Consider the following 25,050-nt stretch of genomic DNA (forward strand, 5'->3'; position numbering starts at 1 on the left):
TCTTCGAGGACCGCTTCACCACCGCCTGATCACCGCGGTGCCACACGAAATTCCGGATAGTCCCGTCGCAGCAAATGCGCTGGAGCCGGACGACGGTGCAGCCTTTCCTCGACGTCCGCACGGCGGTTCTGAACGACACGCTCGAGGATGCCTTTCGGCAGCGCTATCCGGGCTTTCGTCCCACCGACGGTCAGCAACACGCCGTGGCGAAGGCAGCCTGATCAGCCCCCACGACATTGCATGCTCTCTTTCACGCTTCCTGCCGAAGAGCCGTGACAGCGGGGCAGGTCCACGCATGCGGCCACCCGACCCGACGCTCTCGCGCGCCCCGACCCGTACCACCCGCTGCAACGAGCCTGCGGCGCCGAGCACAACCCAGACGATTAAAAAAATGAGGCACACGCGCACGGGTTGAGCCACCTCCTGCCCATTACAAGCAAATGGCCAGCGCGAACTTGGACCTCGCCAACAGGCCTGCTCGCACCAGCAATGGTGGGCAAAATGCAAGTGGCAGACCTGCAGTCCTCTCGCGCGCTGGCGCGGTCCTGAGCAGCTGACCGGCGGCATCGAGCGCCCGTCAGCCGACCGCAGCGCATGACGACGGGGCAGCTTCGGCCCGTCAGCCGAAGAGGAGAATCACATGTCGGCTTCACCGAACGACCCGCTCTACCTGAGCGGGGCGCAGTGGAACCTCGCGCCCGGGAGGAACAGCATCAACGCTGTCGGCGCCTGGAACTTGGGATACACGGGCGCAGGCATCAAGACGGCCTTCATCGATGACGGCTTCAACTACACGAACCCCGATCTCACGAACTATAGCAGCACGCTCAGCTACAATGTCATGACCGGCGGCACGGATGCCTTCGCGGCCGATACGCACGGCACCGGGACGATGGGGATGCTCGGTGCGGCGGCGAACGGTGTCGGCATGGTGGGCGTGGCCTACGACGCGACCCTGATCGGCGTGCAACTTGCCCTCTCCTCGGCGACGAAGGCGCAGTTCGGTCAGGCAGTCGACTACGCGTCGAGCACCGCCGACGTCACCAGCATGAGTTTCACCTTCGCCCCCTGGGCCGATCGCGGGTTCCTCGACTTCAAATTCTACCAGAACGTGACCTTCGGCCGGAGCAATCTCGGGACGGTCTATGTGGTCGGCGCCGGGAACGGCCGGGCCGCGGGCGACGACATCAACCTGCACGGACTGCAGAACTCCCAATACGTGATCACCGTCGGCTCGACCGACATCAACGGTCACGTGAGTGCGTTCTCGACGCCGGGCGTCGCCCTGCACGTCGTCGCTCCGGGCGAGCGCGTCGTCACCACGGTTGCCGATTCCACCGGGGTCGTGAGCGGCACATCCTACGTCGCGCCGACAGTGGCGGGGATTGCCGACCTGATTCTGCAGGCCAACGGGAACCTTGGCTGGCGCGATGTCCAGGAGATCATCGGCATCACCGCACACAAGACTGCTGCAACCGATGCGGTCTACCTGACCAACCACGCCCACGACTGGAACGGCGGTGGCATGCACCACAGCGCCGACTACGGATTCGGCATGGTCGACGCCGCGGCAGCTGTGCGCCTCGCCGAGGCGTTCATCAGCAATCCGTATGACAAGGCCTATCCAGGGATCACGCATACCGTCGGCTCGACACTGGGCGCGGACTATTCAGACTCGGTGAGCTTCAGCAGCAACATCCGTGTCGAGAAGGCGATGGTGACCGTAAATCTCAGTAATTTCGACTGGAGCGATTACAGGATCAGCCTCGTCAGCGGCGCCGGCACCGAGAGCGTTCTGATCGACCACCCCCTCGCCAACACGTTCGGCAGCAAGGTCGCGACCTTCACTACCGAGCAGTTCTGGGGCGAGGAGTCGAACGGCAACTGGACGCTCAAGATCCATGATTACAACACGGGCACAACCAGCACCCTCAACTCCTGGAGCCTGCGGCTAGTCGGTGACGACGCCGGCCGCGACAACCAGTACCTGTTCACCGACGAGTTGGCCGGTCTGGTTAAGGCGGACCCGTCGCGCGGCGTGCTCGCCGACAGCAATGACGGCTACGACACGCTCAACTTCTCAGCCACGTCAGGCGATCTGAAGATGGACCTGATCAACGGGGGCAGCTTTCGTGATCCGGACGGGAATACGGTGAGCCTCACATTCAAGGCGGGATCTACTTTCGAGAACCTGTTCGGTGGCGCCGGCAACGACATCCTCGGCGGCAACTCAGGCAACAACTTCATCCGGGGTGGCTATGGTTATGACACGATGTCCGGAAGTGGCGGAGACGACGTTTTCATCGAAGGGCGCAACTCGGGTGCGGATGTCATTTCCGACTTCGGAACCGGCGACAAGATCTGGTTGACCGATGGCGTGAAGCTCGCCTCCGCCTCCGGCAATGTCGCGGTGCTTTCGGACGGAGCGACGGTCACGGCGGCAAACGGTTATCTCTGGAAGTCGGGTGACTTCGTGGTGGTCACCGGATCCTGGGTGCAGAATTTGCCACATCTCGACACGCTCTACGCCTGATAACGACGGATCCTGGCGATCATGCTGTAGAGCATCGTGCCGGTCAGGTCGGGTGGGACAGCCGGCTGCGGTGAAGGTCACCGCGACCGGACGTCCGATCCATAGCTTGTCGCCCGTCGCGCCGGGCCTGGAGCATTTTCATGCTGTACATTTAGCGTGAGAATGCCCTAGGCGCCCGGCGCGAAGGGGGATGTCCCGTGTGATGTTGAGGAAGGAGAGGCGGCGTAGCCCGCGCTGAGCCGGTAGGCTCGGGGTGTCGAATCCACGAGGGGCAAGCAACGCCATGACGAGGACTAGCACATCGACGGGCGGAGTACCGCCATCACCTGCGGATCGGCCGCTTGAGGCGGCGACCCATGCTGTTGCACCGATCATCGGTGTGGACGCAGGTAGCCCTACCCGCATTCGGGATCATACGACGCGGACATAGTTCGGGCATCCGAGCTCGAGCATGCGGTTCAGCACACTGACAGCGATGGCCACCTCGGTCGCCTGACGCCCGTCTGTTTGCGATCGGAGCCCGTCACCGATGACACGCTTCCAGCGCGAGACGTCGGCCTCGATCAAGGCGCGATCATTGTAGCCCGAAGCTCTCTGCCAGCCCATGCGGCCGCGATCAGCGATGCACCAGTGTGGTGCACGGATCAGTGGTGTGGATGCACGTAGCCCTACCCGCATTCGGGTTTATGCAACGCGGACATAGTTCGGGCATCCGAGCTCGAGCATGCGGTTCAGCACATTAGCAGCGATGGCGACCTCGGTGGCCTGACACTCGTCTGTTTGCGATCGGAGTCCGTCACCGATGACGCGCTTCCAACGTGAGATGTCAGCCTCGATCAAGGCACGATCGTTGTAGCCCGAGGTTCGCTGCCAGCCCATGCGGCCGCGCTCGGCAATACACTGCAGATGTTGGTCGCGCTGTGTCGGTGCGGTCTCCGCAGTTTCGCTCGGCACCGCGTTCGCGCGGGGTGGGACGATCACGGCCGCGTCTGGGTGCTGTGTCGTGACCTCGGCGTAGACATCGTCACGGTCGTACGCACCATCACCGCTGAAGGACGCGATCGGCTCCTCGATCTGCTCGAGCAAGGCGCCGACCTGCCCGCCGTCGTCCACATCCTTGTCGGTCAGCAGCACCGCGACGATCCGGCCCGTGTCGACGCTCGTGGCGATGTGCAGCTTGCGCCAGCCACGATGCCGCTTGCTGCCGTGCTTCTCGATCAGCCACTCGCCGGGCCCACACAACTTCAGCCCCGTGCTGTCCACCAGGAGAGCATGCAAAACGGTGGGGGGCAAGGTCGGCGGACCGCTAATCCGGTAAGCTCCCGGCCTGCAGCGCCGCGGTGAGCCGCGTCACTTCCCCCATTCGGAGCCGAGTTCAGCCAGCCCGATCGCCTCGCCACGCTCGATCTGGGCAACTTCGGTCTCGGTCGCCACCCCTAACGCCAGCGCGGCCACCAGCACACCGGCGCCGCTCCCCTCGCCCGCGCGGGCCAGGAGCATACCGTTTGATGGTCGGCCGACCCTGCCCCCACGGTTTTGCATGCTCTCAATGTTGGCGGCGATCGCCATCTCGGTCGCCCGTCGTCCATCTGTTTGCGAGCGCAATCCCTCGCCGATGACGCGTTTCCATGAAACCGTTCAGAACCTGATGGGCCCGCAGGCCCTCCCATTTTGAGCGGCGAGAAGCTGACGAAACGCGAAGATGGTCCAACCGCTACTGTGATGGCATCGTCAACTTGTCGGGCTACAAGGCGCGCATCATCGCGCGGCAGTCTGATCCTGAGCTTCACGCCGCCATTTGGACGCACGTCTCCTGCCGCCACACTCGCAAGGCTTCGGCGCGTGCATGCCGATACTCGGCAGCGGTCATCAGGTGCCGTCGCGGACGGAAGTGGCCATAGATCATGGCGTGGGATGACAGGAAACGCTGGGCCTGCTCCGCCGACTTGAACCGCTGCATCTGGCGCTCTCGCCGTCGCGTTGGCCGATGCGAGTTCTCCGCTCTGTTGTTCAGGTACCGACTGGTTCGGTGCTTCACCTCGGGCATGAGCTCGCGGTGGGCCACGCCGTAACTGCGCAGGCCATCCGTGACAAGGCGCTTGGGCTTGTACTTCAGCCCAGCGAGCAGGCGCTTGAAGAAGCGCTTGGCGGCCGTGGCATTCCGCCGATCCTGCACCAGGATGTCGAGCACGACGCCGTGCTGGTCCACCGCACGCCAAAGATAGTGTAGCTCGCCGCTGATCTTCAGAAACACCTCATCGAGGTGCCAGGTATCGCCGGGCTTCGGCCGTCGTCTCCGGAGCTTGCGGGCGAAGTCGGCCCCGAACTTCAGACACCATTGGCGGATGCTCTCATGGCTGACCGTGACGCCCCGCTCGGCCAGGATGAGTTCCACCTCTCGGAAGCTCAGGCCGAAGACGTGGTAGAGCCAGACGGCTTGACTGATGATCTCGGCCGGGAAGCGGTATCCGGGGTAGGTGGCGGGCTCGGGCGTCATCTCGTCAGCATGCCCCAGCCGCTTCGTTTCGGCTAGAGACCGCGAACTTGACAATGCCATGGGGAAGAAAGCCACTGTCCTGCTCCTCCAAAGCGGGGTGGTGGTCAGGGCCGGGTGGGAGGTTGCCGCCTCCTGCTCGGCCTGCTTCGCCTCTTCTTGCGAAGCACAAACATAGTACCATGTAGCACTTGGCCGGGCGCATTAAGCTACGATGCGCTATCAATTTGTAATTTGTGCCGCTTTCAGAGTGTCTTGGTGCTTCGTTTATAGGACACGATACTTCATCGCTACCCGCACCCAGGCTAATGATAGCCGCCACAGACCGTCCTGTTGCCAGTGGTGACTGTATTTCGGCATGGCGACGCTTCGGTTCAGAGCCTGCTCGTTGCTTCAGGTCCTGCCGGCGCCGACCGGCACGCTCAGCGCGCGACGACAGGGCGCCAAGGCCCGACGGCGCGGTTCGCATCCCGCAACAAGGGACGCCTGTTCCCGTACCGATCACTCCCGTGATCGACCAGTGCTCGGAGCACGGGCAACTAGGACCGCGCCGGCAGCCACGGTGAGCGCCGGCGCCACTGCCGGAGCGCGGCCGGGGCAGCGGCGCCTGGCTCCTGCTCGACTGCCGGACCTGCGGCAGGGTTGGCCGCTACGGCCTCGCCGGGCTAGTCGCCCGCTTTGGGCCAGACGCGGGCCTGCCCGAGATGCTCGACGCCCTCGCGGGCGACTGCCTCCATCGCGGCGGCATCGGGCGCTACGGTGACCCATGCGGGGCAGGCTTCCCGCACTTGGCCCGGGCCGTCAGCTCCGCCCGGATGAACACTGACCACGCCGGGCCCGGTCGGAAGATCTGACCGGCGCGTGCGAGAGCCCTTGCGGCGAGGGCCGGCGAGGGCCTTGTCTGGATGCATGACCCATTCCGAAGCCAACATATTCAGCCCCGCCGAGCGCGAGCTCATCCGGCGTGAGTTCGGCCAGCGCTTCGGCACCTTTCCCTCGCTCGCCGAGGGTATCTTCCTTCGCCGCTGGCGCACCGGCCCGCAGGCGGGGCAGGCCAAGATCCCGAAGGTGGTGGCCGGCCTGATCGAGCGCGGGCTGGTCGCGCTCTCGCCCGAGCCGGTGAGCATCCTGGGCACGCGCGCGTTCTTCACCCCAGCCGGCGTCGCGGCGCTGCGGGTGTTGCTGCAGGACCGTCGCGCGATGGACCCAGCGCGCTACGGCCACCTGCGGCGCGAGCTCGGGCTCGACCCAATCGAGACCGGCCACGCGGCGTAGCAGTCATGGTGTCGATCGGTCGGGCATGCAGAACCCATCGGAGGCGTGAGGCGAACACGGTCTGGGACCGCAATTCCTTGACGCCGGGCTGCAGGTCAAGGCAATCAGCGGTGCCGCCGCATGGTGCGTCGGCGCGTGAGAGAGTTGCCCCTTGTCCAAGCGCTTCTTGACCGATGTCATCGTTGAATCCACGGCATGCCGGCCAACCGGGCGGGCGCGCTTGCCGCCGACATCATCGGCGCGATCCGCGACGAGATCATCACCACCGGCCGCTTCACCCTGCCGGAGTTCGGCGGGTTTGTTGTACGCGAAACCAAGGCGCGCACCGCACTGAACCCGCGCACCGGCGAGCAGGTCAAGGTCAAGGCGGGTGCCACGGTCAAGTTCAAGGCCAGCCCGAACCTGAAGCAGGACGCCCTGGCCGGCTTGAAGAAGGCCAAGCGGAAGGCAGCCCGCAGTTGACGAAGGTCTGACCCGTTTGGCTGTGAAGCATCGGGGCCGTGTTTCCAGAGTTCGCCAGCTGGAATATGCGAAACGTTGACTGCAAGCCTACAGTTCAGCACGATGTTGATGGCCGTGTGGGATCGCTATCGCGGATCAGCGTCGCGCCAGTCGGGCAACCATGGCGGCTCGGCGGGCCCGCAGCGCCTTTTGCAGATTTTCCCACCCGGCAGTTCTGGGCAGCCTGGCGACGAGACGCACAGGAAGGCTAAAATCCGGCTTTTCCCATTCTCCGCCCGACAAGTTCTGGCCACCGCGCTCGATCACGCCGTCTGGCCAGAATCCAGAGCATGGTGAGGAGGCGCTCTATCGCCTCCTCGTGCCTTGGTGCCTCGGCGGCATGTCGCCAGCGCTCAGTCGCCGATACGTGGGCCACCGAGAGGTCAATCACGCCACCGTTAAGCTGACTGATGAGATGCGCTGCGGTGGTGTCGGGTTTCACGGCCTCGGCCCTGCTAAACAGTTGGTTGCGAGCAGAGAGCGTCCTAGCTGTGTTCCTTGTTGCGGTGCAGCATGCGCGTCAGCCATGACCACCTTCACATCAAGCGGTGGAGCGGCGTATGGCGCTGAGGTGACGAGGACATCCGCGCCGGCCATTGCGTATGCCGTGGCATTGCCTTCGTGGATACCGCCCGTGGCGGCAATCAGCACCTTCCGACCGAGCGCCGCGATGGCGCGAACCGCCTCGGCCACCTGCTCCGGTGCCATGCGGTCGAGTTGCACGCAATCGGCACCGGAGTTGGCGAATAGCACAGCCTCATCAACGCTCTCCGCCTCGATCACGAGACGGCGTTCCGGCTGGGCGGCCCGAAGCCGGGCGATCCACTCGCGCGGGGGAACCCGGCCCAGAAAGGCGCGATGCTGCGCGAAAACAAGGATGCTCTCCGACTGGCCATAGCGGTGCGCGGTGCAGCCGGCCGCCAGCACGGCCTTCAGCATCGCGTCCTTGGTGCCAGGTATGTGCTTGCGGGTGCAAGCCACTGCGATGTTGTGCCGGCCCTGCCGGGCGGAGAGGAGGATGCGGCGTGCCCGCGTCGCCACGCCCGAGGTCGCCTCCATCAGCACCTGTGCCGTGCGGTGAGCCAGATGCAGTGCGCAGGCCGGTCCTTCAGCAACCAGGATCTCCGAGCCCTGCTCGAGTTGGCAGCCCGACGTTGCGAAGCGGCGCACCGCGGTACACCCGGCGAGTAGGAAAAGCCGTTCGGCCTCCTCAGCGCAGCAGACCGTCATCGGTCTGCCCGCCCGCAGCATCGCGCGGCCCGGCCTGTCGCCGATACTGAGCGCCAGGGTGGTCATGTCGCCGTAGGGTGCGTCCTCGCGCAGCATGGCGTCGAGCCGCGCGTCAGGCAAGAGGAAGGGCATGGGCGCCTCCGGTGCTGTCGAGACCACCTGCTGAGAGGCGATCGGCACGGCGCTATTGGCACGGAAATACAGCGCCACCAAGCGACGGAGTGGCCTGCTCCCGCCCAGACCCGGTACGGCGCGACTACCACATCGTCGCGGCTGCCCGGCCGGCCCAGTCGCGGTCGTACTTGTCACCGCCCACCCGATCGGCACTCATCGCAGCCAGGATGCGCCCCGGGGTAGGCAGGGCGCCGGGCGCGACATGCCGGGCGGGATCCCACAGGCCCGCCCGGATCACCGCCCGAGCGCACTGGAAGTAGACCTCGCAGACCGCGATCACCACGACGCAGCGCGGCGCCTTGCCCTCCACCGCGAAATTGCCGCGCAGTTCGGGATCCGTCTCCAGGTAGGCACGGCCATTCACCCGCAGCGCGTTGCCCCAGCCCGGGATCAGGAACATCAGCGCGACGCGCGGGTCACGGATGATGTTTCGTAGGCTATCCACGCGGTTGTTGCCGCGCCGGTCGGGAAGCAGCAGCGTGTGCTCGTCCTGCACCCGCACGAACCCCGCGAGGTCGCCGCGTGGCGAGCAGTCAAGGCCATCCGGTCCCACCGTGGCGAGGGCCGCGAAAGGTGCGGCCTCGATCATGGCGCGGTACTCCGCCGTCACCCGGTCGGCCACCTTTGCCGTGGAAGCCTCGCCTACCGGTCCGTACAACGCCTCAAGGTCCTCGACGGTCGCGATACGCGGCATGTTGGGCTCCTGCGTGAGGTTGGCGCACAAACGGACGCCTCCGCCCGGGGCTGCTACCCTTGGCAGATCTGGCAAGCCAGTGAGTTCTGCTCCAGGTTCGGTCAGCCGAACTCACGAAGGGACCCACCCTGCCCCGTCGTCTGCCGCCGCTCTCCGCCCTGCGCGCCCTCGAGGCAACCGCCCGGCTCGGCTCCGTCACCCGCGCCGCTGCGGAACTCGGCCGCACCCATAGCGCGGTGAGCCGCCAGATCCGCGCCCTGCAGGACCAGGCGGGGTTCTCACTGTTTGAGAAGGCCGGCACCGGCATACGCCCGACCGCCGCGGGACAGGCGCTCCGCGAGACGGTGGCCGGCGCGCTCGACCTGCTGGAGCAGGGCTGGCAACGCCTGCTGGAGGAGGCCCGCGGCCCTAGCCTGCACGTCGCCTGCAGCGCCACCTTCGCCATGCGCTGGCTGGTGCCCCGGCTGGCGGGCTTCTACCGCCGTCACCCGAAGGTACGGGTGCGGCTCTCCATGACCTCGGCGCGGGAGATTCGCTACCAGGGAGCCGACCTGGTGCTGGCCTGGGATCGTGCCGGCTATCCGGAGGCGGACCAGCAGCGCGCCATTCCCGTGGCCAGCGTCGCCTTCGGCCCGGTCTGTGCCCCTGGTTATCCGGCCACGGTGAAGAACCAGGTGCTCACCTGCGCGACCCGGATCGCGCACGAGCACACCACGCGGGCCTGGGACCTCTGGCAGGCCGCAGCCGGGCTACGGCTGGAGCATACGGCGGAGCTGCTCTTCCCGCATACCCATCTCTGCATCGAGGTAGCGATCTCCGGTCTCGGGCTGGCGCTGCTGGAGCGCCGCATGGTGCACGACGACCTGGCTGCCGGGCGGCTGGTTGCGCCATGCGGCTTCCTGCCCTTCGCCGACGGGCTCGCCGCGGTGCCGGCGGCCGGACGCGCCCTATCGCCCGCCGCGCAGGCCTTCCTGGCTTGGATCTGCGACGCACTCGCTTGGGAGTAGTACCCTCCTGGATGGTCAGGCGCGGACGCGCCGGGCCAGTGCCGTGAGGCGCGGCTCAGCCGCGCGCTGGGCGGCGCGCTCGATGGCGCGATAATCGGCGACCAGGTTGCGGCCGGCATCGGTCAGCACGGCCCCGCCACCGCGGTATCCGCCCGGGCTGGTCGCTACGACCGGGGTGCCGAGGATCTGGTTCAGTGCGTCAACCAGATCCCAGGCACGCTTGTAGCTCATGCTTAGCGCCCGGCCCGCGGCGGAGATCGACCCCTCCCGGTCGATCGCCTCCAGCAGATCGATCTTGCCGGGCCCAATGCGCCCGTGCGCGAGATCAATCCGCAGGCTGAGGGCGCCGATGGTCGGTTCGGTCTTCCGCGTTGCTGGCTTCATGATCTGCTATTCTAGCATTGCCGCCGTCCGTTGCATCATGCCGCGAGCATGCGATCGAGAAGCCCATCATCGGCAGCGATGCCGAAGAGGGACCCGAGCAGGCCCGCAGCCTCGGCCCGCATGGCGGTGGGTGGCAACAGATCGGGTCGGACTGCCGACAGCAGCCATGGCAGCCCGAGTAGCCGCTGGACCGAAGGCGGCCCGTCAACCCAGCCGAAGGGTCCGCTCGGCGCCACCAGAATACGGCCGGCCCGGCCAGCAGGCGTCGCGGCCCAGAGCGGATCCGTCCGCAGCGCTTCCGCGAGCGAGGCCCGCTCGACGAGCACCACCTCAGGCGCAAAGACTTCCACCGGCGCGGCTGATGCGCCGGCTGGATCGCCTGCGGCCGGCGTCGGCAGGGTGCAGCCGAGCAGGACCGGCACCTCGGTGCCGATCGACGCCGGCGAGGCAGCCTGCAGTGCGCGCTCACCCCGGCCGTACCAGAGACGCGGAGGCTGCCAGCCGGCGACGCGGGACCGTGTGTCGGCGAGCAATCCTTCGGCCTGGGCTGCGAGCGCCTCCCCGCGTGCTGCCGTGCCGAGCAGCGTCCCGGCCTGCCGCAGCAGCGCCGGGGTACGTGCGAGCGCGCCGTCGAGCAGGATCGCCGGCACGCCGCTCCCGCCCTGGATCCTCTCCGCAATCGCGGCATAGGCGGCATTCACCGTGCCCATATCGACGACCAGGTCGGCGCCGCTGTCCCGCACCCGCGCGACATCCGCGGTGGGCGGCGTGGCAGTGAGGCGGCCAAGCACCGGTTTGTCCCTCAGGCTGCCCGGCAGGACCTCCCGCGCCGCGGCCGGCAGGGCACCGGTCCAACCGGCGAGGCGGTCAGGCGCCAGAACGGCGACGAGGACCGCCGCGCCCGGCCCTGCCGGAAACACGCGCCTCGGCGGCGCTGGGACCGTCACGTGGCGTCCGGCCGCGTCCACTACCGCGCGCGTTTCTGGTTGCGCTCGACCGGGATGTGGCAGCACGGCGGCCAGCGCCAAGGTGGCGCCTGCTCGCAGTGCGGTGCGGCGTGCAATGGGATTGCCACCCGCCGGTGGAGGGTGGTTCATGCTGCGGTCTCCGAGAGGCGATTTGCGTCCTGGCCGGGCCCCAACGCAGCGAAATCGTGACGCGACGCGGCGGCCCCGGCGCGGTCAAAAGTCACGGCCTTCAGGACAGCCCAGACCGGCATGCCGGGCTCGAGACCCAGCCGCTGGATGCTGTCCCGCGTCACGCGCGAGAGCAGCAGAGAGGGTCCGACCTGCAGTCGCAGGAATGCCTCGTGCGGCGAGGACGCTTCGCCAATTGCCGTGAGCATCGCAGGCAGAAGGTTCTGGGTGGACAGGCCACGCGGCATCTCGGTGGCGACCGCGACATCGCGGGCTCTCAGCCGGACCCGCGCGCGAGTGCCCGGCGACTCGTCCCGCAGCGGCAGGGTCAGTTCGCCACCGGCAAAGGCAAGCCGGGTGAGGCCCCGGGAAGGGTCATGGCCGATGACGGTGCACGGCAGGACTGCGCCCGCGTCACGGCGCGCCGCGAGCGGCAGGTCGGTTCGTAGGGAGAGGTGCTCGACCGCCCCCTCCGCGACCAGGCGGCCGCTCTCCAGCAACACCAGATGGTCGGCCAGGGCGTCGACCTCCTCTAATGCGTGGGTCACGTAGAGGATCGGCAGGCGGGCCGTCGCACGCAGTTGCGCCAGGAAGGGCAGCACCTCGCCGCGGCGGTCAGCATCCAGCGCCGCTAGCGGTTCGTCCATCAGCAGCAGCCGCGGCCGGGCCAGGAGGGCGCGGCCGAGCGCCACTCGCTGCCGCTCGCCACCCGAGAGCCGGGCCGGGCGGCGCCCGAGCAGATGGCCGATGCCCAGCAGTGCGACCACCTCCTCAAAGCCCGGCCCGGCGGCGCCCGGCGCCGCGCGCCGCAGGCCGTAGCGGAGGTTGGTCTCGACGCTCAGGTGCGGGAACAGGCGGGCATCCTGGAACACCACGGCGCAACGCCGCCGCTCCGGTGGCACCACGACACCCCGGCCGGTGTCGATCAGCGCCGTCCCGTCCAGTACCACCCGGCCCTCGCCCGGCCGCAGCAGGCCGGCGACGGTGGCGAGGATGGTGCTCTTGCCGCAGCCAGAGGGCCCGAAAAGCGCGGTCACCCCCACGCCCGGCGCGTTGAAGGCGAGGTCGAGCGCGAAGCCATCGTGGCCGAAGCGGTGCCGCAGCGCGACCTCCAGCATCAGCCGCGCCCCAGCAGCATCTGCATCCGCCGCGCGATCAGTTCCGCCAGTAGGAGCCCGCCGACGGCCAGCGCGAAGGAGATGCCGGCGAGCCGCGCCGCCATCGCTTCGCCCCCCGGCGTCTGGGTGGCACTGTAGATCGCCAGCGGCAGGGTCTGCGTCTCCCCCGGGATATTGGAAGCAAAGGTGATGACGGCGCCAAACTCACCGAGGCCGGCGGCGAAGGCGGTGACCGCGCCGGCCAGGATGCCGGGCGACATCAGCGGCAAGGTGACGGTGAGGAAGCGGTCGAACGGCCCGGCGCCGAGAGTGCGCGCCGCTGCCTCGAGGCCAGGGTCCACCCCCTCCAGCCCCAGCCGCACGGCGCGGACGATCAGCGGGAAGGACATGACGGCGGTGGCCAGCGCCGCGCCGTCAGTGGTGAAGACCAGCCGGACGCCGAACCAGTCGTGCAGTGGCCCGCCAATCGGGCCGCGCACGCCGAACAGCATCAGCAAGATCCAGCCGACCACGACCGGCGGCACCACCAAAGGCAGGTGCACCAGCGCATCGAGCAGCGAGCGCCCGGGGAACCGTCCCCGGGCGAGCAGCAGTGCGACGCCGACGGCCGGCACCAGGGAGACGACGACCGAGCGGGACGCCACACTCAGGCTGAGCCGGACCGCCTGCCACTCCTCCGGGCTCAGCTCCAACGCCATGACGGTGTCAGCGCGACAGACTGAAGCCGAAGCGCTGCCAAGTTGGCGCGGCCTCTGGTCCCGCCAGGAAGGCGAGTAGGGCGCGCGCCTGAGGGTTGCTGGCAGCACGACGGGTGAGCGCGAAGGGATAGGTGATGGGCGGATGGCTCTCGGTCGGGAAGGTGCCGACCACTCGGACGCCCTGGCTGACCGCCGCGTCGGTGGCGTAGACGATACCGTAGGGCGCCTCGCCCCGCTCGACCAGGAGCAGGGCAGAGCGGACGTTGTCGGCCCGGGCGAGGCGCGGCGACAGCGCATCCCACTGCCCCATCCAGGTCAGCGCCGCCTGCGCATACTTGCCGACCGGCACATGCGCCGGGTCGCCGGTGGCGATCCGGCCTTGTGGTCCGAGCAGCGCGGCGAGGTCCGTGCCGCGCGCGAGGGTCACGGGCCGTGCCGCATCCACCGGCGCCACCAGCACCAGAGCGTTGCCGAGGGGGCTGACGCGGGTGTCGTTCACGATCAGGTCGCGCTGCTGGACGTAATCCATCCAGGGCTCGTCGGCCGACATGAAGAGGTCGGCGGGCGCGCCCTGCTCCATCTGCCGCGCCAGCGCCGACGAAGCGGCAAAGGAGAGGCGCGGCGCCGAATTGCCGCGGGCCTGCCACTCCTGCGCCAGCACCCGCAGTGCATCGGTCAGGCTGGCCGCGGCGAAGACGGTCAGGGCCTCCTGGGCATGGCCGGGGGTGGCACGCAAGAGCGGGGCGGCCGCCGCGACGGTGAACAAGCTACGGCGCTGAAGCAGGAGCATGGGAGACATCCCGGCAACGTTGTGTTCAGCACCGGATAACGGAGATGTCCACCACTCGTCCATCCACTCCCGAGTGTCAGCAGGCAGAGAAAGCGTTCCGATAGAACACTAGTCCGCGTCGAGCGGTGCGGATGCGGTGTCCGGCCTACACGACAGCGCGTGGCGCCAAGCTCAGTGCATGTCGCATGCAGCAGCTCTCCGACTATGGTGTGGCGCTTGGACGCAGCACTCGCTGGCCAGTACTCTCGCGTCCTTCGTTGCTGACCTGCAGCGCGAGCTTCGGGCAGCTCGTCATAGCCCGCTGCCCCCGTGGCTTGGCGCCCGCCTGATCAGGCGCTATTAATGAACGAATAGATCGAGCGCCTGGTCTGTCAGCGCACGCCTGACTTGGCGGGCCGCCTACGCTCCGACAGAGGAGACCGCACCATGAACGCAGTTGGCGGCGCCGCAACCCCCACACCGCGCCCCATGCTGGTCGGCGGCGATTGGGTGCTGGCGACATCGGGCGAGACAATCCTGGTGGAGAACCCGGCAAACCGTCAGCCGATCGCGGCCGTGCCCCGCGGCCGCGCGGGAGATGTGGCGGCCGCGGTTGCCGCGGCGCTGGCAGCTTTCCCTGACTGGTCAAGGATACCACCACGGGAGCGCGGCCGCGCGCTGTTGCGCATCGCCGACGTGCTGGAGGGTCGGGCCGAGGAGATCGCACGCCAGGTGGCGATGGAGACCGGCAATGCGTTGCGTACCCAGGCGCGACCGGAGGCGCAGGGCCTGTCACAGATCTTTCGCTACTTCGGTGGGTTGGCCAGTGAACTGAAGGGCGAGACCATTCCACTTGGCGATCACGTCCTCAGCTACACGCGGCGCGAACCCATTGGCGTGGTCGGTGCTATCATTCCCTGGAATGCGCCGGTACTGCTGGCGGCATTGAAGATTGCACCGGCGCTCTGTGCAGGCAATACGGTTGTGCTGAAGGCGGCAGAAGACGCACCGCTCGGCGTGCTGATGCTCGCCGCCATCTGCCAGGACCACCTGCCGCCGGGCGTCCTGAATGTGCTGACCGGGACAGGACCGGAAGCGGGCGAACCACTCGCGCGGCACCCGGCCGTCCGCAAGCTGTCGTTCACCGGATCCACCGCCGTGGGCAAGCTCATCATGAGCTGGGCGGCGGAACGGATCGTGCCTGTCTCACTCGAACTCGGCGGCAAGTCGCCTTGCATCGTGTATCCGGATGTGGGGCCCGAGGAGTGGGTGATCGACGGCATCATTGCCGCGATGCGCTTCACCCGCCAGAGCCAATCGTGCACCGCGGGCTCGCGCCTGTTCCTTCATCGCCGTGTCTTCGACAGCGTGTTGACACGATTGGCAGCGAAGGTCGCTACGCTGACGCTTGGCGACCCGCTGGATGAGGCGACCGACATCGGCACCATTATCAACCGCAAGCAATTCGACCGGGTCTGCGGCTACGTGAAGGAGGGCATCGGCCGGCGGGATGCGCGGCTCGTCGTCGGTGGGTTGCCGCCGAGCGAAGGACCGCTGTCTGAGGGCTACTTCGCCGTGCCAACCATCTTTGCCGACGCCACCAACGAGTGGCGTCTGGCCCGGGAGGAAATCTTTGGCCCAGTGCTGGTCGCCATCTCCTGGGACGACGAAGCGGAGATGCTGCGGATGGCGAATGACAGCCATTACGGCCTGGCTGCCTATGTGTTCACGCGTGATGTAGCCACCGCGTTGCGCACCGCGCATCAATTGGAAGCCGGCTGGGTGCAGGTGAACCAGGCTGGCGGTCAAGTTCCGGGCCATTCGTATGGCGGCTTCAAGCAGAGTGGCATTGGCCGCGAATTCTCGTTGGAAGGAATGCTGGACAGCTTCACCCAACGAAAGAATGTCAGCGTGAACCTCGACCTTCCGCCAAAGGCCGTCTGACCTCCCGCCGACTGCATCACTCGCCTCAGAGGCCTTACCAATGGATCTTCCGCTCGACGTTACCTCGCTCTCCGAGGGGAAATTTGCTGTCGGCCAGCCGGTCGCCCGGAAGGAGGATCCGGTGCTGCTGCGTGGTGAGGGCCGCTACACCGACGACCTGAGCTTACCCGACCAGCTTCATGCCGTGATGCTGCGCAGCCCCATCGCGCATGGCGTGTTGGGGCCGCTTGACCTGGATGAAGCGCGCTCCATGCCAGGGGTCGTCGCCATCGTCACCGCAGCGGAGCTGGCGGCAGCGGGTATCCGCACGATGCCGGCCGCCACGGGCAAGAACCGCGACGGCTCCTCCACACCGCGTCCCGCGCAGAGCACGCTTGCCACCGGCCGCGTCCGCTACGTCGGGGAACCGATCGCCATGATCGTTGCGGCGAGTGCCGCGGAGGCGAGGGACGCGGCAGAGGTGATCCTCCCAGAGATCGAGGCCCTTCCGGCAGTCACAACAGCCAGTGAGGCCGCTGCGCCTGGTGCGCCGCTGTTGCATGAGGCGGCACCCGGGAACCTCTGCCTCGATTTTCATTACGGCGATACGGATAAGGTTGCCGCAGCCTTCGCCGCCGCGACGCATGTCACGCGCTTATCGCTCCGTAACAATCGCGTCGTGGTCTGTCCAATGGAACCGCGCTCGGCCATCGGCGAGTACGACGCTGCGACCGGCCGCTTTGTGCTGCGCCTCGGTTGCCAAGGCGTCTTCGGTCAGCGGGCGCTGATTGCCAGCGTGCTCGGCGTGCCGGTGGAGAAGGTGCGTGTCCTCACGGGCAATGTTGGCGGCTCCTTCGGGATGAAGGCGTCCTGCTACCCCGAGTATATCTGCCTTCTCCACGCGGCGCGGCTGCTCGGCCGGCCGGTGAGGTGGACCGATGCGCGGACCGAGAGCTTCCTCTCCGATAGCCACGGCCGCGACCACGAGATGATCTGCGAACTGGCACTGGCGGCGGACGGGCGGTTCCTCGCGCTCAGGGTGACGGGCTATGGAAATCTCGGCGCCTGGCTCAGCAATGCGACCACGATCCCGCCAACACTGAATACGGTAAAGAACATCATCGGCGTCTACGCCACACCGCTGGTCGAGGTTTCGACACGCTGCCTCTTCTCCAACACCACCCCAGTTGGGGCCTATCGCGGCGCCGGCAGGCCAGAGGGAAACTACTACATGGAGCGGCTGGTCGAGACTGCCGCCCGCGAGATGGGGATCGACAGCCTGGAACTACGCCGCCGCAACCATATCCGGCCCGGGCAGATGCCGTACCGTGCACCGTCCGGCATGGTCTATGACGATGGTGATTTCCCGACGGTGCTGGCCAAGGCTCTGCGCGCGGCGGACTGGTCGGGCTATGCCGCACGTCAGGCGGAAAGCGAGTCCCGGGGGCGGCTTCGTGGCCGCGGCGTCGGGCAATATCTCGAGGTCACAGCCGATGCGGGCAACGAGATGGGTGGCATCCGCTTCGAGCCGGATGGCAGCGTCACCATCATCACCGGAACGCTGGATTACGGGCAGGGCCATGCCTCGCCCTTCGCCCAGGTGCTGGCAGGCCGCCTTGGCATTCCGTTCGACCGCATCCGACTGCTGCAGGGTGACTCCGACGAGATGCTGGCAGGCGGCGGCACCGGCGGGTCACGCTCGATGATGCAGAGCGGCGGTGCCATCCTGGAAGCAAGCGATCTGGTTGTCGAACGCGGCAAGCGCCTGGCAGCACATCGGCTGGAAGTAGATGCGGCAGACGTGGAGTTCCATCGCGGCCGCTTCACCGTCGTCGGCACGGACATCGGCGTGAGTATTCTGGATTTGGCAAGCTGGGTGCGCAGCGCGGAGAACCTGCCGGAGGATCTGCCGCGTACCCTGGATGTAAGCCACGTCTTCAAGGGAGTTCCTTCGGCTTTCCCGAATGGCTGCCATATTGCTGAGGTGGAGGTCGACCCTGAGACCGGCATTGTGGAGCTGGTGCGCTACGCGACAGTCAATGATTTCGGCGTACTGGTGAACCCGATGCTCGTCGCCGGCCAGGCACATGGCGGCATCGCCCAGGGCTTTGGCCAGGCGCTAATGGAGCGGGTGAACTATGATGAAGCCGGTCAGCCCCTGACCGGCTCTTACATGGACTACGGCCTGCCCCGCGCTGGCGACCTACCGGACTTCGGCTTTGAGAGCCACCCGGTGCCGGCCCGTACCAACCCGCTCGGAGTGAAGGGCTGTGGAGAAGCGGGCTGTGCCGGATCCTTGCCGGCGGTGGTGAATGCGTTGGTGGACGCACTTTCCGTCTTCGGCGTGACGCACATCGACATGCCCGCTACGCCGGAGCGGGTCTGGCAGGCAATCGCCGACGCCCGTGGGCTGCAGCGGACCGGCTGACGCACGACGCGATTTGCCCCTCTCAGCTCCAATCCTGATGAAGCGGTGTCAACGCCGACTCTCCTCGTGCAGCCGGAGGAATGAACGCCTTTCATAAACGTCTGCCGAATCGCGACGAGGCAGCATCCATGAGGTGCTCGATCAGCGCTGAGGCGACTGCCAAGAATGCGCACGACGATCTTGATTGCGCACGAACCGCCACTCTCGCTATATTCACTCTATCATAGCCTTCCTGGCAACTCCGCAGCTCCAATAGCTGCGCGACAAGACTTCAGTTCATCCGCGTCGGTGGATGCGGAGGTCCTGACTGCACGACGGTCTAACCCATCGCGTGCGGATGAAGGCGTTGAAACGACGTCCATGATAAGAGGAGGAGTGGAGAGCCAATGTTCTGTAAAGCCGGACGCATCCGTCGTTTAGGGGCTATCCTCACCTTCGCACTGCTCGGTGCGGCTACATCCTCAGGGTCGCGCGCCGCAGACGTGGTCGTTCCAGGCCGCACGGACTTTCCCGAGAGTATGACGGCTACAAGGGATGGAACGCTTTACTTCAGCAGCATGGCCGGAGGGCGTGTTTTCCGGGCGCAGCCGGGTGCGACGGAGGCCAGCGAATGGCTCCATGCGGGCGCGGGTGGCCTGTCTTCCGTGTTGGGCGTCCTAGCGGATGAGCGGTCCAACACACTGTATGCCTGCTCCGTCGATATGAGCTGGGCCGGGATCACAGTGCCAAGTGGCAGCACACCGACCTCGCTCAAGCTGTTCGACCTGGCTACTGGAACACTGAAGGCCAGCTTCCAACTGCCCGCCTCTCCCATTGCGGGCCAGGCGCCGCTCTGCAACGACATCGCCGTGGCGAACGACGGCACAGCGTTCGTCACCGATTCCCTTTCCGGATACATCCTGCGATTGCGACCGGGTGCCAACGCGCTCGAGGTTTGGGCGCGCGATGAGCGCTGGAATACGAAGGGTCCGCAACTCGATGGGATTGCGGTGCTCGACGATGGGTCTGTCTATGTCAATCTGTTCGAGGGAGATGGGCTGTTCCGCGTCGCCCGCCAGTCAGATGGTAGCGCCGGAAAGGTAACCAAGCTCGCCACGTCAAGACCCCTCTATCATTCTGATGGTCTCCGCGCGGCCGGGCCGAATACGCTGCTCATGGTCGAAGGCGAGACCAAAGGAACACTCGACCTGATCACCATCCAAGACGATAGCGCGACCGTCCAGACGATTCGGGGCGGACTGGAGGGGCCTGTTTCGCTGGCTCAGGTTGGCAACACGATCTACGTTCTCGACGTGCCGCTGAAGTACCTGTTTGAGCCCCAGTTCAAGGCGCAAACGCCACCGCCCTATCGGGCGATTGCCGTGCCACAGCCGAGGTAAGCGTAAGCCGGGCCCAGGCCGTGAGCTGCGCCACCAGTCGAGGCAGGACGCAACCTGCCCCGGCTGGTCGGCTTACGTCTCAGCCTAGCTTGCAGTGCTGCCCTAGACTCCGGGGAGTAGTGTAGGAAGTTTCACGACAATTTCCGAGATGAGGTACTGAGTGGAGATCGGTCGGACCCCCCATGTGCGTGCCAGGAATACGCACATCAAAACCTCGATTCGAGTTTCCCCTCCGCCGAACTTCACGGTGCTATGCTGTTCTGCGGAGAGGGAACACGGAGCCTCAGGCTGAAGCTCCGGGACATCCTTGGGCCGTTGGCGCGTTCAGTCAGTCCGAATCCAGACTGACTTGACGTTCAGATACTCTTCCACATGCTGCTTGCCGCTCTCGCGCCCGTAGCCGCTCATCTTGTATCCACCAAAAGGTACGGCTGGGTCCATGGCCTGGTAACAGTTTATCCAAACCGAGCCGGCACGTATTGCGCGCGCCAGCTTGTGCGCCTTGCTCACATCGCGTGTCCACAGTCCGCTGCCAAGGCCGAAGCTGGTCGCATTAGCCCGGGTAATGACCTCCTCAATGTCATCGAAGGGGATTGCCGAGATAACCGGTCCGAAGATCTCCTCCTGGGCGATGCGCATGTCGTCCCGGACATCAGCGAACACGGTCGGCGGCACAAAATAGCCTCTGGCCATGTCACCCTCGGTGAGCCGCTCACCGCCTGACAGCGGACGTGCACCCTCTTGACGGCCGATGGCGAGGTAGCCGGTGACTCGATCCAGTTGTTCGGCGGATACCAGCGGCCCAACTTGCGTGTCCGGATCAAGCCCGTCACCGACGCGGAGCGACTTGCCATAGGCTGCGACACGCGCGGCGAACTCCTCGTAAATCTTACGCTCGACGAAGAGGCGTGTGCCGGCGCTGCAGATCTGCCCAGAGTTGGCGAATACTGCCATTCCAGCTCCTGGTACTGCCGCATCGAGATCAGCATCAGCGAAGACCACGTCGGGCGACTTTCCGCCGAGTTCCAGCGACACGCGCTTCAGATTCCCCGCCGAAGCCTGAATGATCTTCTGGCCGGTGAGATGCGACCCCGTGAACGCAACCTTATCCACCCCGCGGTGGGCTGCCAAAGCCGCACCAGCAGTCTCACCGTAACCCGGCACCACGTTTACAACACCAGGTGGCACGCCGGCTTCCTGGCAGAGTTCGGCGAGGCGAAGCGGGGTGAGTGGCGCCTCCTCCGCAGGCTTCAGCACCACGGTGCAGCCTGTCGCCAAGGCGGGGCCGATTTTCCAGATCGTGGCGGTCAGCGGTCCGTTCCAGGGAATGATCGCGCCAACGACCCCGACAGGCTCCTTCAGGGTGAACGAGGCATACTCACCCGGCAGCGAGTTCTCGATTGCCTCGCCGTGAATGGAGACCGCCTGCCCAGCGTAATAGCGTAGCATACCCAAGGCACGCAGACGGCTGCCGCGGGTGCGGCTGATTGGCGCCCCCATGTCGAGCGTATCCAGCGCCGCCAACTCATCGAAATGCCTCTCCACGAGGTCGGCGAGCTTCAGCAGCAAGCTCTGCCGCTCAAACGGCTTGGCCCTGGACCACGGGCCGGTAAAGGCACGCCGGGCGGCTTCGACTGCGCGGTCAACGTCCTCGACATCACCCTCCGCAACCCTGGCGAGCACCTCGCCAGTTGCCGGGTTGATCGTCTCGAAAGTCTTGCCGGAGGCCGCCTCCAGCCATTTGCCGTCGATCAGCATCCGCTTCGGCTTGCCGTCGAGGAACGGGTGCATTGGGGAACTTCGATTGATCTCGTTCATGTCGTGCTCCTCTCACTGAGGGAGTGGATCAGGGCGGATAGGTCTGATGATCGGGAATAGACGGGCGAGCAGGCCGTATCACGCGGGCGCGACATGACCTGCGTCGGAGACAAGGAACAGCGCGAGCCGGTCAGCGCGCAGCTAAGCGCCAAACATGGTGAGCCCGTAGACTGTCCGCCCCGTCGGCGCTTCAAACAGGAGGCCGCACACCTCGTGAGCCGTCGCATTGAGGAGACCGCGGCCGTCGAGCAGTGCGTCGACTTTTCGGGCCAGGAGGACGGTTCCGGCTGCCAGCAGTGCTGCGGCCGGCACGCTTGCCAGCCGCAGTGCCGCCTGCCGCAGGCTTATAGGAGAGCCGCGACCGCCTTCGTCTCGGTGTAGAGCTCGATGGCCTCGTAACCCATCTCGCGTCCCCAGCCGGACTGCTTGTAGCCGCCGAACGGAAGTGCGACATCGTTGAAGTTGTGCACATTGATCCAGACTGAGCCGGCCTTCAGCTTGCGCGCCAGCTTGTGCGCGACGCCGATGTCACGGGTCCAGATCGAGGCGGCGAGGCCGTACTCCGTCGCATTGCCTTGCTTGGCGATGCGGTCGAGGTCGTCGTCGCCGTAGCGGATGGCACAAACCACCGGGCCGAAAATCTCCTCGCGAACCACCTTCATCTCCGGCGTCGTGCGGGTGAGGATGGTGGGCTCGACGAAATAGCCCTGGTTGCCGTGGCGCTTGCCGCCGGTAACCACTTCGGCACCCTGCTGACGACCGCTCTCGAGGAACCCGGTGACGCGCTGGAACTGCTCCTCGGAAACCAGCGGCCCGATCCGCGTCTCAGGGTCAAGGCCGGGACCGATCTTCAGCTTGGCTGCCTCATCCGATAGCCCCGTCATCATGCGGTCGAACACCCGCTCGTGCACGAAGAGCCGCGAACCGGCCGTACAGCACTGGCCCATGTTGAAGAAGATGCCGTTTGCTGCACCAGGAATGGCAACGGAGAGGTCGGCGTCCGGGAAGACGATGGCCGGGGACTTCCCGCCGAGCTCAAGGCTGACTTTCTTCAGGTTACCGGCCGCAGCCTGCACGATCAGCTTGCCGACGTCGGTCGAGCCGGTGAAGGCCACCTTATCGACGTCCGGATGGGCGGCGAGCGCCGCACCGGGCGTACCGTCGCCGGTGATGACGTTCACCACACCCGGTGGGAAACCGGCTTCCTGGATCAGTTCGCCAAGCCGGATGGCCGAGAGCGGTGTCTGCTCGGCGGGCTTGAGGACAATCGTACAACCGGCGGCCAGCGCCGGTGCGATCTTCCACACCGCCATAAGCAATGGGAAATTCCAGGGGATGATCTGCCCCACCACGCCGACGGGCTCGCGAATCGAATAGGCATGCCAGTCTCCCGGCGCCGAAATCGGGATATGCTGGCCTGTGATTTTGGTGGACCAGCCTCCCATATAGCGCAGTAGCTCGCAGCCGAAAGGAACGTCGACGGCGCGGGCATCACGGATCGGCTTGCCGTTGTCGAGCGCTTCCAGCTCAGCCAGTTCCTCGGCATGCGCCTCCAGAATATCGCCGAGGCGCCAGACCAACTTGCCGCGCTCCGTGGGCTTCAGGCGGCTCCAGGGGCCGTCCTCAAAGGCGCGCCGCGCCGCGGCGACCGCAAGGTCGATGTCCTCCGCCCCACCCTCGGCAACTGCCGCAATCTGCTGCCCATTCGAAGGATCGTAGACCGCGAAGGTCTTGCCCGATCGCGCTTCGACCCACTGCCCATCGACCAGCAGACGATGTTTGCGAGCGACGAAGTCGCGCGCGGCCGCGCTCAGGCGGCCATGGGAGGTAGCAAGGTCCATGGGGAATTCCTCCTTCGTTATATGTACCGATTCATAGCGCTCGACGGAGCGCATGTCGAGTGTGGCGCCGAGACGTGCTACGATGATGGCGGCAGAACCTGAACTTCTTTCATGGCCAAGACCGCATCCGGCAAGACCGTCCCGCCCACGCGCGTAACCATTCGCCTTGATCTCGCGTCAGGGGGAAGGATTGGGCCGGGGAAGATCGCGCTGCTCGAGACCATCGCGGAAACTGGCTCGATCGCTGCCGCTTCGCGTGCGCTCGGCATGTCGTATCCGCGCGCCTGGAAGCTGGTGGAGGAACTGGACGCCGCGCTCGGAGAGCCCGTCGTGTCTCGGGCGCCGGGCGGCCGGAATGGGGGTGGCGCCACCCTCACTGAGGCCGGAAGAACCCTCATTCTGCGCTATCGAGCCGTCGAGATGGCAGCGCAGCGCGCAGCAGACCGTTCGCCCGCTGCATAGAACAGACCATCGCACTTCAACCTATTGTGTTTCCTGTGTTCACTGGTCTGGCCTGATCCGTCCTCTTCGCTATCGTTGTTCGTGTATAGCGAAGCGGATCGGCGGAGACACTCATGCAGTGGCGAGCAATAGGCGGGCCGGTCAGGACGAAGACAGTCATTGCCGCGAGGTTACCTCGACGTCCGGAGGGAGATTGTGAGTGTGCGGTCCGCTTGCCCGTGCCCAGGGGTGAAATGCAGACTTCAATCTTTGAGACGCCGACGCCACTTAGGCTCCGAGCCGAGCCGTCGCGCCGCCGGCATATCTGGGAACTCGCTAGTCTCTTTCACTGCTCCATCATTGGTACCTGTCTTTCGACCAACGAGCTTCGGCGCCTACTACGCAAGCTCGGTCAAGATGCGCCTTACGCGACAGACCACACCCTGCATGGTCTCGCCGTCAGTCTCGCGGGCCGTCATGATCAAGCAGGGAAACTGCTGAACAAGGCATTGGACGAGCGACACCGGGTCGTCGTGAGGCGGTTCGACGCCGCGACTGAGGTAGAAGGCGTTCGCCAGTTGTGGCGTGAAGCGCTGGAAGCCGGCGATATTCCTGGCGCATACTGGGCTGCGCTCACTCACCCTGCGACCGACCAGTCGTTGGTTTCAGAAATCTTCGGCGAAGTTCACATGCTCTCGCACCTGGTAGGCGCTGCTAACCGCGCAGATATCAGGCGCCTCGCTATGCAGGAGCGTGAGATTGCGGCGCTACGTGATACAGTCGCGCGCCAACAGGCCCGCCTGCGCGACAACCTGACCGAGCGCGACGCCCGGATCCGCACCCTGCAGGAGGTGGTCGCGCAGCAGTCGCTGCGGTCTGTCGCAAAGCCGTGCGCTGCAGATTCATCAGAGATCGACATGCTGATTGCCGAGCTGCGGCGTCAGTTGGATCGGGAGGTACGGCGGCGGGAAACGCTCGAACATCGATTGACGGAAGCTGAAACAACGCTGCAATCCGAGCGGGCCGCACGGGCTGAGCTGCAACACATGTTGCAGCGCACGGCGCACGAACTCGCCATTGTCGAGCAGGAACTGGCCCCGCATGTGCACGAAGAGGTGGTTGCGCCTCCAGCCGCTATCGGTACGGTCCTATACGTCGGCGGCCGCTCCGGGCAGACTGCATTGTTAAGGCACGCCGCAGAGCGTTG

The 25,050-nt window shown here is 66.1% G+C and carries 23 protein-coding genes; 10 read left to right on the forward strand and 13 right to left on the reverse strand.

What is annotated here, in order from left to right; genetic code table 11:
- The first annotated feature begins 95 nt into the window (after window positions 1-95).
- Complete coding sequence (locus Q7A36_RS32255; protein ID WP_305107907.1) at window positions 96-221, forward strand: hypothetical protein; 126 nt, start codon at window positions 96-98, stop codon at window positions 219-221.
- A gap of 419 nt (window positions 222-640) precedes the next feature.
- A complete protein-coding gene (locus tag Q7A36_RS32260) occupies window positions 641-2,533 on the forward strand; it encodes a S8 family serine peptidase (RefSeq protein WP_305107908.1) in 1,893 nt (630 codons plus the stop codon).
- Window positions 2,534-2,944: 411 nt separating this feature from the next.
- Here the strand turns inward: Q7A36_RS32260 and Q7A36_RS32265 are convergent, their stop codons facing one another.
- From Q7A36_RS32265 to Q7A36_RS32280, 4 genes are all read right to left on the reverse strand, one after another.
- Entirely contained in the window at window positions 2,945-3,100 is a 156-nt protein-coding gene (locus Q7A36_RS32265; protein ID WP_305107909.1) for a hypothetical protein, read from the reverse strand.
- 117 nt (window positions 3,101-3,217) lie between these two features.
- On the reverse strand, window positions 3,218-3,796 hold the full coding sequence (locus Q7A36_RS32270) for an IS5 family transposase (protein ID WP_305107910.1): 579 nt from the start codon (window positions 3,794-3,796) through the stop codon (window positions 3,218-3,220).
- Between the two features lie 87 nt (window positions 3,797-3,883).
- Complete coding sequence (locus tag Q7A36_RS32275) at window positions 3,884-4,102, reverse strand: hypothetical protein (protein ID WP_305107911.1); 219 nt, start codon at window positions 4,100-4,102, stop codon at window positions 3,884-3,886.
- A 217-nt stretch (window positions 4,103-4,319) separates the two neighbouring features.
- Entirely contained in the window at window positions 4,320-5,030 is a 711-nt protein-coding gene (locus Q7A36_RS32280; protein WP_305107912.1) for an IS6 family transposase, read from the reverse strand.
- A gap of 906 nt (window positions 5,031-5,936) precedes the next feature.
- Between Q7A36_RS32280 and Q7A36_RS32285 the strand changes: the two genes are divergently transcribed.
- Together Q7A36_RS32285 and Q7A36_RS32290 are read left to right on the forward strand one after the other, a co-directional pair.
- On the forward strand, window positions 5,937-6,302 hold the full coding sequence (locus Q7A36_RS32285) for a hypothetical protein (RefSeq protein WP_305107913.1): 366 nt from the start codon (window positions 5,937-5,939) through the stop codon (window positions 6,300-6,302).
- 195 nt (window positions 6,303-6,497) lie between these two features.
- Window positions 6,498-6,764, forward strand: coding sequence for an HU family DNA-binding protein (locus Q7A36_RS32290; RefSeq protein WP_305107914.1), 267 nt, complete (start codon window positions 6,498-6,500; stop codon window positions 6,762-6,764).
- A gap of 477 nt (window positions 6,765-7,241) precedes the next feature.
- On the opposite strand, the gene modD is transcribed toward Q7A36_RS32290, so the two are convergent.
- Together modD and Q7A36_RS32300 are read right to left on the reverse strand one after the other, a co-directional pair.
- Window positions 7,242-8,165, reverse strand: a complete 924-nt coding sequence (modD, locus tag Q7A36_RS32295) for a ModD protein (protein ID WP_305107915.1) — start codon at window positions 8,163-8,165, stop codon at window positions 7,242-7,244.
- A 124-nt stretch (window positions 8,166-8,289) separates the two neighbouring features.
- Entirely contained in the window at window positions 8,290-8,901 is a 612-nt protein-coding gene (locus tag Q7A36_RS32300; RefSeq protein WP_305107916.1) for a pyridoxamine 5'-phosphate oxidase family protein, read from the reverse strand.
- 158 nt (window positions 8,902-9,059) lie between these two features.
- Here Q7A36_RS32300 and Q7A36_RS32305 point away from each other — a divergent pair, with 158 nt between their 5' ends.
- Window positions 9,060-9,908: a LysR family transcriptional regulator gene (locus tag Q7A36_RS32305; protein ID WP_305107929.1), complete on the forward strand. Its 849-nt coding sequence runs from the start codon at window positions 9,060-9,062 to the stop codon at window positions 9,906-9,908.
- A 15-nt stretch (window positions 9,909-9,923) separates the two neighbouring features.
- Here the strand turns inward: Q7A36_RS32305 and Q7A36_RS32310 are convergent, their stop codons facing one another.
- The 5 genes from Q7A36_RS32310 to modA form a co-directional block, all read right to left on the reverse strand.
- On the reverse strand, window positions 9,924-10,292 hold the full coding sequence (locus Q7A36_RS32310; RefSeq protein ID WP_305107917.1) for a winged helix-turn-helix domain-containing protein: 369 nt from the start codon (window positions 10,290-10,292) through the stop codon (window positions 9,924-9,926).
- 35 nt (window positions 10,293-10,327) lie between these two features.
- The gene (locus Q7A36_RS32315; protein ID WP_305107918.1) at window positions 10,328-11,320 is read right to left on the reverse strand and encodes a TroA family protein; all 993 of its coding nucleotides are present in this window, start codon (window positions 11,318-11,320) and stop codon (window positions 10,328-10,330) included.
- A gap of 65 nt (window positions 11,321-11,385) precedes the next feature.
- Window positions 11,386-12,546: a molybdenum ABC transporter ATP-binding protein gene (modC, locus tag Q7A36_RS32320; protein ID WP_305107919.1), complete on the reverse strand. Its 1,161-nt coding sequence runs from the start codon at window positions 12,544-12,546 to the stop codon at window positions 11,386-11,388.
- On the reverse strand, window positions 12,546-13,244 hold the full coding sequence (modB, locus tag Q7A36_RS32325) for a molybdate ABC transporter permease subunit (RefSeq protein ID WP_305107920.1): 699 nt from the start codon (window positions 13,242-13,244) through the stop codon (window positions 12,546-12,548). Before modB ends, modC begins: the two co-directional genes overlap by 1 nt.
- Window positions 13,245-13,251: 7 nt before the next feature.
- Entirely contained in the window at window positions 13,252-14,034 is a 783-nt protein-coding gene (modA, locus tag Q7A36_RS32330; protein ID WP_305107921.1) for a molybdate ABC transporter substrate-binding protein, read from the reverse strand.
- A 426-nt stretch (window positions 14,035-14,460) separates the two neighbouring features.
- On the opposite strand from modA, the gene Q7A36_RS32335 reads away from it, so the two are divergent.
- From Q7A36_RS32335 to Q7A36_RS32345, 3 genes are all read left to right on the forward strand, one after another.
- Window positions 14,461-15,957: an aldehyde dehydrogenase family protein gene (locus tag Q7A36_RS32335; protein WP_305107922.1), complete on the forward strand. Its 1,497-nt coding sequence runs from the start codon at window positions 14,461-14,463 to the stop codon at window positions 15,955-15,957.
- Window positions 15,958-15,997: 40 nt separating this feature from the next.
- Window positions 15,998-18,364 (forward strand): xanthine dehydrogenase family protein molybdopterin-binding subunit, encoded by a 2,367-nt coding sequence (locus tag Q7A36_RS32340; RefSeq protein ID WP_305107923.1) that lies wholly within the window; start codon window positions 15,998-16,000, stop codon window positions 18,362-18,364.
- 386 nt (window positions 18,365-18,750) lie between these two features.
- A complete protein-coding gene (locus Q7A36_RS32345; protein WP_305107924.1) occupies window positions 18,751-19,743 on the forward strand; it encodes an SMP-30/gluconolactonase/LRE family protein in 993 nt (330 codons plus the stop codon).
- 324 nt (window positions 19,744-20,067) lie between these two features.
- On the opposite strand, the gene Q7A36_RS32350 is transcribed toward Q7A36_RS32345, so the two are convergent.
- Both Q7A36_RS32350 and Q7A36_RS32355 read right to left on the reverse strand, forming a co-directional pair.
- Complete coding sequence (locus Q7A36_RS32350; protein WP_305107925.1) at window positions 20,068-21,561, reverse strand: aldehyde dehydrogenase family protein; 1,494 nt, start codon at window positions 21,559-21,561, stop codon at window positions 20,068-20,070.
- Between the two features lie 344 nt (window positions 21,562-21,905).
- Window positions 21,906-23,402 carry an aldehyde dehydrogenase family protein gene (locus tag Q7A36_RS32355; RefSeq protein WP_305107926.1) on the reverse strand — a complete coding sequence of 499 codons (1,497 nt, stop codon included), beginning with the start codon at window positions 23,400-23,402 and terminating at the stop codon, window positions 21,906-21,908.
- A gap of 111 nt (window positions 23,403-23,513) precedes the next feature.
- On the opposite strand from Q7A36_RS32355, the gene Q7A36_RS32360 reads away from it, so the two are divergent.
- Together Q7A36_RS32360 and Q7A36_RS32365 are read left to right on the forward strand one after the other, a co-directional pair.
- The gene (locus Q7A36_RS32360) at window positions 23,514-23,864 is read left to right on the forward strand and encodes a winged helix-turn-helix domain-containing protein (protein WP_305107927.1); all 351 of its coding nucleotides are present in this window, start codon (window positions 23,514-23,516) and stop codon (window positions 23,862-23,864) included.
- Between the two features lie 233 nt (window positions 23,865-24,097).
- On the forward strand, window positions 24,098-25,050 hold a 953-nt coding region (locus tag Q7A36_RS32365; protein WP_305107928.1), incomplete at its 3' end, for a hypothetical protein.

The sequence above is a fragment of the Paracraurococcus lichenis genome (genome assembly GCF_030657435.1).
Classification (GTDB): domain Bacteria; phylum Pseudomonadota; class Alphaproteobacteria; order Acetobacterales; family Acetobacteraceae; genus Paracraurococcus; species Paracraurococcus lichenis.